The 15,937-nt window shown below is 44.7% G+C and carries 13 protein-coding genes and 1 pseudogene; all 14 read right to left on the reverse strand.

The window, feature by feature from the left end; all coding sequences use genetic code 11:
• Positions 1 to 5: 5 nt before the first annotated feature.
• Positions 6 to 437: a tetratricopeptide repeat protein gene (locus AC3CID_RS23085; RefSeq protein ID WP_488527568.1), complete on the reverse strand. Its 432-nt coding sequence runs from the start codon at positions 435 to 437 to the stop codon at positions 6 to 8.
• Positions 438 to 632: 195 nt separating this feature from the next.
• Positions 633 to 1,838, reverse strand: coding sequence for an iron-containing alcohol dehydrogenase (locus AC3CID_RS23090; RefSeq protein WP_016798644.1), 1,206 nt, complete (start codon positions 1,836 to 1,838; stop codon positions 633 to 635).
• A gap of 237 nt (positions 1,839 to 2,075) precedes the next feature.
• Complete coding sequence (locus AC3CID_RS23095; RefSeq protein WP_004732424.1) at positions 2,076 to 2,519, reverse strand: hypothetical protein; 444 nt, start codon at positions 2,517 to 2,519, stop codon at positions 2,076 to 2,078.
• A gap of 85 nt (positions 2,520 to 2,604) precedes the next feature.
• Positions 2,605 to 4,032 carry a coniferyl aldehyde dehydrogenase gene (locus AC3CID_RS23100; protein WP_488527569.1) on the reverse strand — a complete coding sequence of 476 codons (1,428 nt, stop codon included), beginning with the start codon at positions 4,030 to 4,032 and terminating at the stop codon, positions 2,605 to 2,607.
• Between the two features lie 276 nt (positions 4,033 to 4,308).
• A complete protein-coding gene (locus AC3CID_RS23105) occupies positions 4,309 to 4,791 on the reverse strand; it encodes a MarR family winged helix-turn-helix transcriptional regulator (RefSeq protein ID WP_004732429.1) in 483 nt (160 codons plus the stop codon).
• A 362-nt stretch (positions 4,792 to 5,153) separates the two neighbouring features.
• Positions 5,154 to 6,365 (reverse strand): choline ABC transporter ATP-binding protein, encoded by a 1,212-nt coding sequence (choV, locus tag AC3CID_RS23110; RefSeq protein ID WP_473578988.1) that lies wholly within the window; start codon positions 6,363 to 6,365, stop codon positions 5,154 to 5,156.
• A gap of 2 nt (positions 6,366 to 6,367) precedes the next feature.
• Complete coding sequence (gene choW, locus AC3CID_RS23115) at positions 6,368 to 7,210, reverse strand: choline ABC transporter permease subunit (protein ID WP_009845976.1); 843 nt, start codon at positions 7,208 to 7,210, stop codon at positions 6,368 to 6,370.
• A 95-nt stretch (positions 7,211 to 7,305) separates the two neighbouring features.
• Positions 7,306 to 8,277, reverse strand: a complete 972-nt coding sequence (locus tag AC3CID_RS23120) for a choline ABC transporter substrate-binding protein (RefSeq protein WP_488527570.1) — start codon at positions 8,275 to 8,277, stop codon at positions 7,306 to 7,308.
• Positions 8,278 to 8,421: 144 nt separating this feature from the next.
• Positions 8,422 to 10,134 (reverse strand): choline dehydrogenase, encoded by a 1,713-nt coding sequence (gene betA / locus AC3CID_RS23125; protein ID WP_473578985.1) that lies wholly within the window; start codon positions 10,132 to 10,134, stop codon positions 8,422 to 8,424.
• A 72-nt stretch (positions 10,135 to 10,206) separates the two neighbouring features.
• Positions 10,207 to 11,667: a betaine-aldehyde dehydrogenase gene (betB, locus tag AC3CID_RS23130; RefSeq protein ID WP_488527571.1), complete on the reverse strand. Its 1,461-nt coding sequence runs from the start codon at positions 11,665 to 11,667 to the stop codon at positions 10,207 to 10,209.
• Positions 11,668 to 11,763: 96 nt separating this feature from the next.
• Entirely contained in the window at positions 11,764 to 12,366 is a 603-nt protein-coding gene (gene betI / locus AC3CID_RS23135) for a transcriptional regulator BetI (RefSeq protein ID WP_017075682.1), read from the reverse strand.
• Between the two features lie 428 nt (positions 12,367 to 12,794).
• A complete protein-coding gene (locus tag AC3CID_RS23140; RefSeq protein ID WP_488527572.1) occupies positions 12,795 to 13,295 on the reverse strand; it encodes a hypothetical protein in 501 nt (166 codons plus the stop codon).
• A gap of 9 nt (positions 13,296 to 13,304) precedes the next feature.
• Positions 13,305 to 14,405, reverse strand: a pseudogene (locus AC3CID_RS23145) (LruC domain-containing protein); the annotation flags it as partial.
• A 231-nt stretch (positions 14,406 to 14,636) separates the two neighbouring features.
• Complete coding sequence (locus tag AC3CID_RS23150) at positions 14,637 to 15,749, reverse strand: alpha/beta hydrolase (RefSeq protein ID WP_488527573.1); 1,113 nt, start codon at positions 15,747 to 15,749, stop codon at positions 14,637 to 14,639.
• Positions 15,750 to 15,937: the final 188 nt, after the last annotated feature.

Below are 15,937 nucleotides of genomic sequence, written 5' to 3' on the forward strand. Positions count from 1 at the left end.
TTGAATTAGTGCGCGGCTTGCGACATCCAATGTAATAAGTCGAGCGCGGGGTCATACTCTTGAGCTGCTGCCATGCCAATCCAGGTGACAGCCTCCGCTTGGCTGGCTTGAACGCCACTTCCAGAGATATACATCAACCCAAGCTGTGTTTGAGCTTCAGGGCTACCGTTATTGGCTGCGGTGCCGAACCACTCCGCGGCTTTTTCATCATTCTGTTCTACGCCATCTCCGCTCAGATATAAGTAAGCGACAGAGAGCTGGGCATCCAATTGCCCTTGGTAAGCTTCATCCAGCAGTTGCACGACATCTTGATGCTGCTGTACTTGATCATTTATGGCTTCATTCTCAAAGCTCTCGCTTCCAAAGCTTGCCTTGGCAAAAAACAGAACAACCAAAACACCCGCCAAAATCACGGTAGTTAAACGTTTATTGAGCATTTATTTCCTCCTCGGGAATAAAGTTCACGACGTCCCTGTTGAATGAATTAGGTGAAAAGTAGGAATGGCGCGATGATGCATAAGCTTGATAGCAATACGTTTTCAATTTTCATAATTGGCTCTCGAGTAATGATTGTTGAGTGAATCATCGACTGAATTAAATGGTCATAACATTCAGTCGATTAAGGCAGAGACTTAAATCGCTTTCTCTATGATGGTTTCAATCGTCTGTTTCGAGATTGGGTAGAACTGAAAACAGATGTCTTTTTCAATCGCTTCTGCAATGTTGCTCTTCTCTTGCTCATCAAAGTCCCAGCTGCTGAAACGCTTCATCGCACCCACACTGGTTTGGAAGTTATTTAAGAAATCCAACACTCTCTGGTAAACCATCTCATCGGTTCCCGTAGTGTCGACAGAGAATGCTTGAGCTAACTTAGCCGCATTCGGCATGTAGAACTCTGGCAGTGCTTCAATCACAACCGGCATTAATACCGTGTTGGCATCGCCATGTGGAATGTGGCTAATCGCACCAAAGGCATGAGCACAGTTGTGAATCGGAATACCGCCCAAAGACGAATAGAAAGCAGAAATCGCCATGGTGCTTGCTTGAAGAAGGTTGCCGCGTGCCGTTAGGTTTTCTGGCTCTTTCAATGCCAAGGGTAAGTTTTCAACAATCAATTTTGCAGCCTGAATACCGTAAGCGTCGGTGAATGCATTACTCATTGGCGAGACAATCGCTTCAACAGCGTGTGTTAGTGCATCCATGGCGGTAGAACGAGTCAGATGATCAGGCAGCTTAGTGGTCACCGTTGGATCAAGGATCGCGATATCAGCTTCCAATCCAGACGCGACTAGACTTGCCTTAATGTTTTCATGTTCATTGTAAAAAACAGCAATCGGAGAGGCTTCTGCGCCCGTGCCAGCCGTTGTCGGAACCGCAATGTGTGGCACTCGAATATCTTCATTGTTTGGCCACACATCCATATGACCGCCGCCCGCAATCACCGTACGGATATCATCTATCTGTTTATGAAATGCGTATTTCACACCTTTAGAAGCATCAATCACACTGCCACCACCAACAGACAAGATCGCATCAGCATTGACGCTGTTTGCAAATTCAATTGCAGCGTTGATGTTGTCGCAAGTCGCGTCTGGCGCGATATCGGTGTACACACCAACAAGTTGAACTGCTTGTTCATTACCTGGCTGGTTCACCTTTTCGTTTACAAACAACGCCGAGAACTGCTCAACAAAACCAAGAGACTCCAAGCCTTTATCAGAAAAGAGCACGACTCTTTGCGCACCTAAGCGACCAAAAAGAGAAGGGATATTTTCAATGCCATTCTCTTGAGCATGAACAATGGTTTTAAGTTGAAAGTTAAAATTATTGGTTGTCATGGTATTTACCTCATTTCTAGTTGATGACTAAACAATAACCAATACAAACCGGTCGGTCTAGAGTGTTAATGTCAAAGATATGTCAATTAAGATCTTTATGGATCATTGCCCCAAAACGAAAAAAGCCCGCAAATGCGGGCTGTAGTAATAAGTTAGTGAGTGATCATTAAATAAGTGTCATTGACTCACCATGAGCAACTTATTAACTATTAACTATTAACTATTAACTATTAACTATTAACGAAGATGAGCTGGCACCTTGCTTTTGTCTCTAGTGAGGTAGTAATACAGGTAAACTAAAGAGTAGACGGTCACAAATCCATCGAGCGCAAACACACCGCTCCAACCGTAAAACCACTCATAATCGTTGATACATACGTTGTATAAAAATATGCCCACAAACATCGACTTCTCAAATGCACTGTAAATCATGGTCGAAGTACGCAGCGATTTGTACTTCGCCGAGAACATCAACAACACACCAATACAGCCAACCATGACTCCCCAGTGTTGATAGGTGCCCATAAGATACTCTTTGTTCACCATCATCGTATCGTTGTACGAGAACAGCGTTTGCATACTCCAATCAGGCGCAAGGAAAGTAGAGAAAGCGGTTGCGGTTAAGAATCCTGTAACCATCAAATACGCTTTCATCGTTCGTTCAAAAAATCGTTCTAACATAAAAATAACCTCTTAAAATAACGTCGTAAAAATAATTTCTTATAAATAACTTCGTGTAGATAAACTGAGTAATAACAGAAATGATTTACTTACCAAGCATGCTCATCACTGCGGTCTTTAATTCGTTGTCTTCTTTTGAAAACAGATACTTAACTCGATGGTCTAAGCCTGTTTCCAAGACTGTTTTGGCATGGGAGAAGGTAAGGAAACCTTCTTTACCGTGATAATTGCCCTGCCCTGATTCACCAATGCCACCAAACGGCGCGTCATCAACCGCTAGATGGAAAACACAGTCATTGATACACATTCCGCCGGAATGAACTTGGTGCTTAACCTGAGCCTGTAAACTCAAATCAAAGCTCATCAGGTAGAGTGCTAACGGCCTTGGTTTGCTATTGATGACTTGGAGCGCCTCTTCGATATTGCGATACGTAATCAAGGGTAATAGTGGGCCGAAAATCTCTTCGTTCATCACCTTGGATGACAGGCTTGGTTCAACAATCAGGTGCGTCACCAAGCGGTGGTTATCTAAGTCCATCGCGTCGTCATGGCAGGCCACAGTTCGAGTTCCAGCTTGTTGTTCTTCATTCAACAAACCCACTATCCGGTCGCATTGACGAGGATTGATTAGGGACGTCAAATTCTCGGAATAGACCCCTTCATCGAACAGTAATTGGTATTGTTTTTTATACTCTAGAATGAAAGATTCAACTTTCCCTTCAGGTAAAAGCACGTAATCAGGAGCAACACACACCTGCCCGTTGTTTAGGCTCTTACCATAAATAATTCGCTCAACCGCGATATCTATCGGCATGTCTTCCGCTACGATAACCGGAGACTTTCCACCAAGTTCTAGAGTGACGGGGGTAAGCGTATCAGCGGCTGACTTCATCACTTGGCGACCCACTTGGCGACCCACTTGGGTTGACCCCGTAAACAGAAGATGATCAAACGGCAATGCCGAAAATGCGGCTGCGATTTCTACCTCACCTTCAACCAAGCACACTTCATCGGCATGGAAAACTTCCGCCAATAGCGCTCTTAATACTTGGTTCGTCGCAGAGGTAAATTCACTCATCTTGATCATGGCGCGATTGCCCGCTGCCAACGCCGAAATAAGCGGGCCGACGGATAACATGATCGGGAAGTTCCACGGAGCAATGATCCCGACAACGCCTTTGGGTTGATAAACCACTTCAACACGAGAGGTTGAAAGCAAAGGGCCGGAATGACGAATCAAAGATGTCGACCAATGAGGTAAACACTCAATGCTGTGATCAATATTTCCGATACAAGGTAATATGTCGGCCATCAAAGTGTCTTGTCGACTGCGGTGACCATAGTCCTCACTCACGGCTGAACACAAACGATCTGTGTAGTCGATAAGCGCAGATTTAAGTGCAAGCAACTGCTCAATTCTCACCGATACCGCTGGCATCGGGTTCTGTGCAAAAGCTCCCTGCATGTTGTTCAACGTCATGGTCATTTGTGTTGGCGTCAATTCGTATTTCATACATCACCTCGTGGTTAAGATGAGCACACAATAATACAAATCAGACCGGTCGGTCTACATCTTTATTGTCAGAGAATCGTCAATGCATTTTTGAATACAAATAAATAGGGTGATTACAACGTAGGGTTAAAACCCAGGGAGATTTAAAATAGAAGGGCGTAGCGAATAGGCGGTATAACGAGAAATTTTACATAGTTAGATCAAAAATGGCCGCTTAATGCGACCATTTAATAACTCTTTAAGTTTTTGTTTTAAATAGATAATTTAAAACTAACGTTAGCTTTTGGCTACGTTTGCAATACCTTCAAGCTGAAGCACTGGAGCAGCGTCGATGTCTTCTGCGTTCATCATTGCTGATACACGCTGCATCGAAGAAAGCAGTAAGCTTTGCTCCCACGTCTCTAGGTTTTGGAATTTTTTCACGAAGTTATCTTGCAGCGGCGGTGGCGCATTGTTTAGCAACTCTTGACCTTTTTCAGTCAGGTTCGCGTGCACTTTGCGGCGGTCCGATGAACTGCGTACTCGTTGTACATAGCCATTTAACTCTAGACGGTCGATGATCGTCGTCGTCGTTGCTTGGCTTACATTGGTCTGATTAGACAATTCTTTGATCGTCACATTACCCATTTCTTGGATTGCTCTCATTAAGATTAATTGAGGGCCAGTCAAACCATACTCTTTACTCAGCTTCTTCGAGTGTAAATCGATAGCGCGAATAATTTGGCGAATAGCGACCAGGATTTCGTCATGTTTGTCCAAGATGCAGACCTTTGTACTAATATACTGTGAATGGTTTTACAGTGTCGAAGCGATGAAATGTCTCGAGTGATTACGTCACGCGCGCTCGAATTACACTGTAAATTGATAAATTACTTCATTGATTTTTCCGCATTGTACTGATGTTCATACTATTCTCAATCTTTTCTATACCACTAAACTTGCGTGGTACGGCACTTTTACTTAATGAAGGAGGAATGAAAGCTTCAATGAAGGCAAAAATAATGAACCCGAGAATACAAGTTCAAAGAATAATATATTTTAATAATCATAGAGGTAGAGAGACTTAACCCTCTCCACCCAATAAAAAATCAGCCCTAATCTCCAAGCTGGAAAACGAAATTTTACGCGGCAGTATTCATCTGAAAGTTACCCGTTAGCGCGTTGTAAAACTCGCTGTTATCCAAAATCCCTACCAATTGATTGTTTTCAACCAACAGAATTGGGTGGTTACTGATCTGCTTAAGCTTAATCGCATCACGCATACCAATCTCCGGGCTTGTCACTACCACACTAGACGCGTTAATCGCGGTTAAGTCGTCAGACTCGCTCCACTCGACAAGCGCCAAGGTAGATTCACCTTTCACCGATAAAGCACCTTCACTCTGTTCAATCCAGAGATCTTTAGAATCGCAGATCTTCCAGCTTTCATTTTCTTGCGTCAGTGAATCAAGAGGCTGCATTAAAGAACGACCTTTAAGCACATTCAATGGATTGGTGTGAGCAACGAAGTCTTTTACGTATTCGGTTTTTGGCGTCAGTACGATCTCTTCAGGCTTACCGTGTTGAATCAGTTTGCCTGACTCCATGATCGCAATGTTATTGCCAATCTTCAGTGCTTCATCTAGGTCGTGACTCACGAACAGAATCGTTTTGTTGAGTTTGTTTTGCAGCGTGATCAATTCATCTTGCAGCTGAGCACGAATCAGTGGATCAAGCGCCGAAAACGGTTCATCCATCAATAGAATGTCGGTGTCCATTGCAAACGCACGCGCCAAACCAACACGTTGCTGCATGCCGCCAGAAAGCTCATGAGGGAATTTGGTTTCCCATTCCGCTAGGCCGACCATTTCTAATTGTTCACGCGCTTTTGCACGACGAACATCTTTCGCTACACCCTGCATTTCAAGACCAAACGCCACGTTGTCTAATACATTAAGCCATGGCATCAAAGCAAACTTTTGGAAAACCATTGATACGCGGTGAGTACGAAGATGACGCAGAGTAGCTTCATCACATTGCGCTAAATCGACTTGTTGGTCACCGTCTTTGATTGTCAGTGAGCCACGGCTGATCTCATTCAAGCCGTTAACTGCACGCAGCAAAGATGATTTACCAGAACCAGACAAACCCATCAACACACAGATCTCGCCTTCTTCCACCGTCAGCGACACATTGTCTACGCCGACAACTTGACCAGTTTCATCAATGATCTCTTGGCGAGTTTTACCTTGGTCGAGTAGCTCAAGCGCTTGTTTCGATTTATTACCAAACACAACATCGAGGTTCTTAATGGTAATCGCGTCCATTGTCTTTTTTTCGTGAGAGTTAGACATGATTAAGCTTCCTTCTGGTTTGGTGTTTTGCACAAGCGGTCAAGGATGATTGCGACTAATACAATCGCTAATCCAGCTTCAAAACCTTGTGAGATGTTCACTGTGTTCAATGCACGAACAACAGGTTTACCAAGTCCGTCAGCACCAACAAGAGCGGCGATAACCACCATCGAAAGCGACAACATAATACATTGAGTTACACCCGCCATAATGCTTGGTAAAGCCGCCGGTAATTCGACCTTCATCAGCAATTTCATGCGGCTCGCACCAAAGGCTTTACCCGCTTCAATCAACTCTTCAGGGACTTTAGTTACCCCTAAGTAGGTCAAACGAATCGGCGCGGCAATGGCGAAGATGATAGTCGAGATTAAGCCAGGAACGATGCCCAAGCCGAATAAAACCAAAGTCGGAATCAGATACACAAACGTTGGAACCGTCTGCATCAAATCAAGGATTGGGCGCAAAACTGTATATAACCAAGGACGGTGAGCAGCCATGATGCCAACCGGTACGCCAATTAATACGGAAATCGTTGTCGCCGCAAAGACGAGAACAAAGGTTTCCAGCATTTCTTGCCAGTAGCCGAGGTTAAGAATAGTCAGCAGTGCTGCGACCACAAAGATCACTAGCGAAGGTTTACGGTGTAAGTACCATGCAATCGCAGCAGTCATCACGATTGGCAGTGCAGGCGGCATCCACTTAAATACATCGACTAAAAACATAATGACGGTTTCTAGAAAAATCGAAATAGCGTCAAAGAATCCTGCTGCATTGATTGTTAGCCAATCAACACCCGCTTCCATCCATTGTCCGACAGGGATTTTGTTTTCCGTAATAAAATTCACAATATTGCCTTTTATTATGGGTGGGCTACTTCAAACCAATCGATAAATTGGCAAGCCCACCTTTATTATTTATGTAGCTGTTGAGATAGGTAGAACTAAGCTTTAACTTGCTTTAGGTATTCAGTAACGGCTTGAGTCGCTGATTCACCTTTATGCGTTTTTACGTTGTCTAACCAAGCTTCAACTTGTTGAGGATTCTTGTTCAACCATTGTTGAGCCGCTCTTTCTGGCTTCACTTTTTGGTTAAGAATCTCTTCCATCAACTGGTTTTCCATCTCTAGAGTGAATTCTAGGTTTTGTAGAAGTTGACCGACGTTTGCACACTCAGACAGGTAGTTTGAACGAACGTTGGTGTAAACATTCGCGCCGCCGTAGTTAGGGCCGAAGAAGTCGTCACCACCTGAAAGGTATTCCATTTCAACATTGCTGTTCATTGGGTGCGGAGCCCAACCAAGGTAAACGATCCACTGGCTACGACGAGCAGCGCGAGATACTTGCGATACCATGCCCGCTTCACTTGATTCCACTAGGCTGAAATCTTTCAAGCCAAACGCGTCAGAATCAATCATTGATTGGATTAAGCGGTTACCATCGTTGCCCGGTTCGATGCCGTAGATGCGGTCTTTAAATTTGTCGGCATGTTTTGCTAGGTCTGCGAAGCTTTTTACGCCAGAGTCGTACACATATTTTGGTACAGCTAGTGTGTATTTTGCGCCTTCAAGGTTGGCACGAACGGTTTCAACCGTGCCCGCTTCACGGTACTTAGCAATATCGCCTTCCATGGTTGGCATCCAGTTACCTAGGAATACATCAATATCGCCGTTCGCCATTGAAGAGTAAGTCACCGGTACTGAAAGTAGGTCGGTTTTGGTTTTGTAACCAAGGCCTTTTAATAGTTCAGAAGTAACGGCGGTTGTTGCGGTAATGTCAGTCCAGCCTACATCAGCGAAGCGAACGTTTTCACATTGCTGTGGTTCAATAGAAGCGTTAGCACCAAATGCAAATGAACTGATGGCTAGTGCTGTTAACGTTTTCGTGGTCATGTTCTGAATATTTAGAGTCGTCATAATGGTTCCTTTTTATCTTTCCTTTTTCTGCTCGATATCAACACCGATAGAGAGCAGTTCTTCTGACTTTTGACTAATTTTGTTGTTACTTTTTGCTTTTTCTATTTTTGAAATATTTTCTATTTTTTAACTAATAACAGAGACTTACGCTTCTCTTACTGGTTTGTTTATTCTTTGTTTCTCTTCCCACTCAGGTGCAATCCACACTGGAGCGTCTTGTTCTTTAAGCATTGGCTTACCAAGAATCAAGTCCGAAGCTCGCTCAGCAACCATGATGGTCGGGGCATTCAAGTTGCCGTTTGGAATAGTTGGGAAAACCGATGAGTCAACAACACGTAAGCTGTCGATACCGCGAACGCGACACTCTTCATCAAGCACCGCCATTGGGTCGTTATCTGAACCCATTTTGCAGCCACAAGAAGGGTGATAAGCACTTTCAACGTTCTGCTTAACCCATTCATCAATCGCTTCATCAGAAGTAATATTTAAACCCGGCTGAATCTCTTTACCTCGGTAAATATCCATCGCCGGTTGAGACAAAATCTCACGCGTCAGACGAATACAATCACGCCAGTCTTGGCGGTCTTGCTCGGTCGAGATGTAGTTGAAAATGATCTCTGGCTTAGCATGCGGATCAGCAGAAGTGATCGCAACCGTACCGCGGCTTTCTGGCTTGTTCGGGCCAACGTGTACTTGGAAACCATGGCCATCAAAAGCTGCCTGGCCGTCGTAACGCATCGCTGCTGGCAGGAAGTGATATTGAATGTTTGGCCACTTCAATCCTTTGCGAGAACGAATGAACGCGCACGATTCAAAGTGGTTAGTGGCACCAAGGCCTTTACGAGTCAGAATCCATTCCGCGCCAATCATGCCCTTGCTGACCAAGCCAAGCTTGCTGTTGAGCGTGATGGGTTCGTTACAGTGATATTGGAAGTACACTTCTAAGTGATCTTGAAGGTTTTCACCGACACCGTTCAGCTCGTGTTTAAGCTCAACGCCTGCCTTTTCAAGCACGGCTTTCGGGCCGATACCAGAAAGCTGCAGCAGTTGAACAGAACCGATAGAACCCGCAGAAGAGATCACTTCTTTGTTCGCCACAGCCACTTGAGTATTGCCTGACTTTTCAAACTCGACACCGACAGCTTTCAGACCTGATTGGCCAGTTGAGTCTTGTGCTTCAAGTAAGAAACGGCGCGCCACGATGCCCTTCTTCAAGGTCAGGTTTGAACGCTTCAATGCTCGACGTAGATAAGCGTTAGAAGTTGAGGCTCTAACACCCTTGTCTACCGTCATGTGCATGGTGCCGAAACCTTCTTGCTGGTAGCCGTTGTAATCTTGCGTTTCTGGGTAACCGGCATCTTTACCTGCATCAATGAACGCTTGGTAAAGTGGGTTGAGCTCCATATCGTTACCGTTACAAGTGCCGACTGGGCCATTGTCGCCACGGTATTGATCGCCACCTTTATTCCATGATTCAGCACGGCGGAAATAAGGCAAACACGCTTGGTAATTCCAACCGGCAGCACCCTCTTCTTCCCACTGGTCAAAATCACACGCGTGACCACGCACGTAAACCATGCCATTGATTGATGAGCTACCACCTAACACTTTGCCGCGTGGGCAGTGCAGTTCGCGTCCATCAAGGCCTGGCTCTTGTTGAGTCTCAAACTGCCATGCGTACTTTTCGGTATTCATCGGGTAAGAAAGCGCCGTTGGCATTTGGATAAAAATACTCTTATCCGTACCACCAGCTTCCAGTAATAAAACGCTATGTTCACCGCTTTCCGTTAGCCTATCCGCTAACACACAGCCGGCCGAACCCGCGCCGACGATAATATAATCGTAGCGTTGTTCCATATTTTAAGTTCCCTGAGATGAGTCAGTGAGGCTAACTCTTTTAAGCTAGCCAGTTGAATTAAGTGTTACGCGTTAGGCATAAGGGCTGGCGTAGTCGCCTAGCTCAATAAGAATGCTCTTAGTTTGCGTATAGTGGAGTAGAGTTTCTGGGCCATTTTCACGACCAACACCCGAAAGCTTGTAGCCACCAACAGGCATTTCTGCAGGTGAGTCACCCCACGTATTAACCCAACAAATACCCGCCTGCATTTGATGGATCACGCGGTGAGCACGAGAAAGGTTTTGCGTGAACACGCCAGCTGCAAGGCCATATTTAGTGTCGTTAGCGCGGCGAATCACATCGTCTTCGTCCGTAAACTTCAACACGGACATTACAGGGCCAAAAATCTCTTGTTGGACGTGAGGCATGTTGTCTTCGCAATCCACAAATACGGTTGGGATAACAAAGTTGCCGTTCGCTAAGCCGTTGTCTGTCACTCGATAGCCGCCAGTCAGCAGAGTTGCCCCTGACTGTTTTGCTAGCTCAATCGCTTCGAGCACTTTTGAAAGGTGTTCTTTGGAAATCAACGCGCCGATCTGAGTATCCATGTCCATTGGATCACCAATGATCAGCTTCTCAGTGCGTGTTTTAAGTTGGTCGATGAATGCGTTGTAGATGTTTTCATGTACATAGACACGAGTACCATTGGTGCACACTTCGCCTTGGGTGTAGAAGTTAGCAACCATGGAAGCCGACACCGCATCGTCCAATTTCGCGTCATCAAAGATGATCATTGGTGATTTACCACCGAGCTCCATCGTTACAGACTTGAGTGTTTTTGCACTGTCTGACATTACCGCTTTGCCCGTACCGGTTTCACCCGTGAACGACACTTTAGCGATGTCAGGGTGAGCCGTTAGCATTTGACCCACTCGGTAGTCACCCTGAACCACGTTAAACACGCCATCAGGAAGGCCAGCTTCTGTGAAGATTTCTGCAAGTTTCAGTGCTGTTAGCGGCGTTTCTTCGGAAGGTTTGAAAATCATCGCGTTACCCGCAGCCAATGCCGGAGCTGATTTCCACATCGCGATTTGAATCGGGTAGTTCCACGCGCCAATGCCTGCACAGATACCAAGCGGTTCACGACGAGTGTAGAAGAATTGAGATTCACTAAGGGGTTGTTGATCGCCTTGCAGCGTAGGCGCAAGGCCTGCGAAGTATTCAATCACATCGGCGCCAGATGCCACATCCACTTCAATCGCTTCTTGCAGTGGCTTACCCGTATCAACAACCTCAAGGTTTGCAAGGTCATCATTTCGATCTCTAAGTATTGCTACCGCTTTCAAAAGAATACGACTGCGTTCCACGGCTGTCATTGCTGACCATACCGCAAATCCACGTTTCGCTGATTCAATAGCGCTATCCACGTCCGCTGAAGAGGCTTGGCCTAGCGTTGCGATAGGTTCGCCGTTTGCCGGGTTGATACTATCAAAGGTTTCACCAGACGTAGCTTTAACCGCTGCGCCATCGATGTATAACGAGTTCATTTCCATTTGAGATTCTGACTTAATTATTGTTATTAGACTCTGCTGGTCTATATGTGAGTGTTTGCCGTTCAGGTACTATGATTGCAATGCTACGACCGCGTTCTATGCGGTGTTACACGAGTAAAACGTCAGTTGTTTATCAAGATAATCATTGATGATGGCACGAGCCTTTTGAGCATCGATACCTTCAGGGTTTAACGTGCCTCTCAGCCATAACCCATCAATCAGAGAAGCAATCCCGTGAGCAACGAGATCCGCCTGTTCATGATTCAAAATACCTTTCAACTCAAGACGTAAATGCGAAATCAAACGTTTTTCATTCACACGCTGCAGTCTTTTCAGTTGTTGGTCATGCATTGAATAGGACCAAAATGCCAACCATGCCTTCGCGACTTTATTTTCGGCTTGGTAACCTTCGAAGTTACCGTCGATGATCGCGTTAATTCTCTGTTGGTGAGCATCAACAGGAAGCGCTTTTAGTGAAGTCGTGATGGTGTTGGATAATTGGCGAAGGATTTCACGCATCGTCTCTTCGAGCAGACCGTGCTTCCCACCAAAATAGTGATTAATGATACCTGTAGACACGCCCGCTTCTTTGCTGATTAACGCAATACTCGCGGCATGTAAACCCACTCGATCAATCACCGTCATGGTGGCTTGAACAAGCTGTGGTTTACGTATGTCAGGCATCCCAACCTTCGGCATTTCTTAGTCCTTTTATTTTATATTGAACGTTTAGTTAAGTATAAAATGACAGAAATTTAATTAGGGTTCAAATGATTATTTAAAACAAACTCGTAACAATACAGCATTCAAAACAACAAAAATCATTATAAAACAATAAATTAAATATCATTTAGAGCACTAACGAAAACAATTAAAGATTTGAGGTGTGATAGTTATTGGTCAAATGTTTTTGCTTATTCTGAACAAACTTCAACCGCTTACCTTCTGTGCCGAAACAGGGCGAGACACAACGAATAGGCATCGTTATTTGTATATTAGGAGGGAAAGTCGATGATGTGATTGATGGAGAGTAAAAATGAAAATCAGATACAACGAGAGCACCATAAACAGTTCGGTGCTCTCATTTTTATCTCCAATATTGAGGTAATAAAGCGTGGTTAGTTCAACTAAAAAGCCAAGTGGTAGCTATTGCTCGATTGATCCAGTGAGATCACCCAACTTTGCTCTTGTTCACTGCTGCTCATCGGCACCCAACGAGCGTAGATTTGATCCCAGTTCCCATTAACTTCTAACTCCACAACATTGATTTGAGTTGGGTATACCGTTGTGATTCTAGACAATGGGTCAGCGATAATATCACCGTTACTCATCACAAATGCCGACTCGGAATACAAGTGCAGCGCTCCCGGAGTGGTTCCCGTGTAATCCATCGACAAACTGATCTTCTCACCGACATCAAACGAAAACCCAGCTTGTGCAACAATCTCCGAAGTGTCGGTTATCGCTGCAACGGCTGGCTGAGCAGGAGAAGCGGGCGTCTGAACCGGTATTGGCGTGGCCGATGGTGTCTGAGCTGGCGCAGCACTTGAGCTTCCCCCTCCGCCGCCACAGGCTGCGACTAACAAAGGCAGAGAACTGATGGTGAATAGTTTGATTGTATAATTCATAGCGCTCTCCTACTCGTCCGTCGCTGAAATAACTTTATTGGTGGTCGATGCCTTGTACCACTCGCCATCCGTCTCACCACTATTGGTTACCCATGTAGGGAACGACGTATAAGCTTCACTGATGTCAACGTACTCAACAGGGTGGTCCCATTCGTCACGGATGTTAATCACCCAAGGCATATTGTTGCTGGTCTTAAACGATTCAGAACCCGAAGAACGGTCATCGTGACTATTGAATAAGGCATTATTCATGTCACTGGTACCAGAAAACGCTTTGAGGTGAGTTTGCCATGTCATACCTGGAGGAGTGCCAACAAAATCACCGTGATACATATCTTCAGCCGCAAAAATGAATGAGTCATAAGGTGGATAGCCGATATCATCACGCGATACTGGAGACGTAAACTCGACATACAATTGATAGTTGAGAGCATCGGCATTTTGCTGTTCAGAGCATGCGCTTTGTGTTCGGTAGAAGACACAGCTTTCGGTGAGTTCACCTAGGTTTTCTAGCTCCACTCTCAGATCTTCAGACACCATCAGAATCGTTTCGCTGCTCCCCTCTTTGAGAATGGTATGGCCAACGGCAACACCATTTCGAGTCAATGTTGTTGATGCCACGTTAGCAGGCAGAACGTTCGGCAGTTTCAAGGCATAGCCATTGGAGTAGCCAGCCCCCATCGCCTGAAGTGTGTAATCTATGGTTAAGTTTTTAAGTTCTCGTTGTCCATTGAGTTGCTCTGTCACTCGGTAACGCCACACCACATCATTGAAATCATAATCTCCTTTCAAGGGCCAATTATCTTCAAATGCGATCGTTGCGTAGCTGCTCGAGCTTGGATAGACCGATGTCACTGTCACATCCTCATTATTCTCTTGCACAAGCACTTCGTATTTTGAATCTGTCGTGCCATCTTCATTGACTCCATCAACAGCCGCAAATGGCGTCACTTCAACAGTGAAGATCAAATCATTAAAGTCGTTGTCTCCGGTAGGGCGATAAATATCCTCAAAGCCAAGTACTAGGAATTCATTTTCTGTATCGAGGAAAGCAACATTGTGTCTTCTGTTTGCTGCGGTCGCTTCAGGGTTGATTGAAGGGTAGCTGTAAACGTGTAAAGAGGAACGAAGCAAGTATAGTGCCGAAAAATAAAACTATACTTAACATAAGGTTATAATTATCGAGTGGGGAATTCTCATTTTGAGAATGAAGTTGACGTGAAGCAAGGACATCCGAATCGACCACAACAAACTTCAGCAAATCAGGCACAAAAAAGGTTGGTGACAACAACGTCATCACCAACCTTTTCAAGTCGTTTCTAATTTTAATCCGAGCTTAAGCTACTCAATGCGTGTGATGAAGCCGTATTTATCTGAATCGGTCTTAGTCACCCAGTGTTCACCATCAGATGGCGCAGAGTCTAAAGTGAAGATGTAAAAATCAATCCCTGTATCTCCCATCACCTTCTTAAAATACGTCGCTTGCTTACGGTGGCTCTCCTCAGTATACGGGAAATCTTTTGCGGTCTTATCGCCCGTCCCCCAACTGTGCACGCCGATTTGTTTGTTTAATTCAATGGCCTGCTTGGTGTTAGAGCGCTGTAAGATACGTGGATGACCAGCAGCAAATAGATCCGTACCACCCGAGAAAACCGAACCCGTTGGGGTCACGATTGTCGTCATATTGTTGTTCTTAATCATGCGCCCGGTGTACATATTGATATCGTCGTCGGCACTACCACCGATGTGGTTAGTGAACTTCAATGTCATCTTACTGCCTTGGTATAACTTTACGATATCAAAAAGCTGAGAATAGGTTGATGCACCCAGAGTCGAATTAATGCGATCAACAGCGCCAGTCTCTTTAAGCACATCTCGATAAAAAGTGTTGAAGGCAAACGATGTGGTTATCGTTACCTTGTTCCCACTTTTAGTGTTGCTCAAAATCGTCGAACCCAGGCTCGTCATGTATTGCGACAACTCATTGTGGTATTCAAGCTTAACGGCAAGCTTTCTATCGCTCGTTGTCGTTTGGATTAACGTCGTATCATTGCCAATTGAACGTTGAGCCGTATCACAATCAAACGAATCATAGTAATTGCCTTCACTGTAAATACCGCATTTATCAAACCCCGCATCAGGAAAATAAAAATCAACGCTTTGACCTAAACTATCCGCAAGCCTAATTACTTTTTGTTCGTCACTAATATCTTCAGCAAACTGCACTGTTTCATACTGCACACCATCATAAGTCAGTTTCATTGACTCTTGGATCTCTTGTCGCTCTTGATACAATTTACCGAGTTTAGCCGATGAAAATACGTAATCCGCTTTAGGTTTAACTTGCGCTTTAGTCGCCGCGTTACCAGAACTTGAGCCCGAGTTAGAGCTTGAGTTACACCCAACTAAAATAATCAAAGGTAATGCCAGTAACGTTTTTCTATAGCTATTCATGTGGTAATTCCCAAAATGTTTGATGGGAAAATTCTATTATTTAAAAGCGCAAACATCTGTCGTGCGAATGTATGAGAATGTATACCTTTTTGAACATTGTTTTTTATTTTCGCATAAATTCAAAATCATCATTGAACTGGCGTAGAAAGTGTTTAATCATTCACGTCAGGTATTTTACGTAAAGCATG

It is taken from the genome of Vibrio sp. QJM3NY_21 (assembly GCF_057785975.1).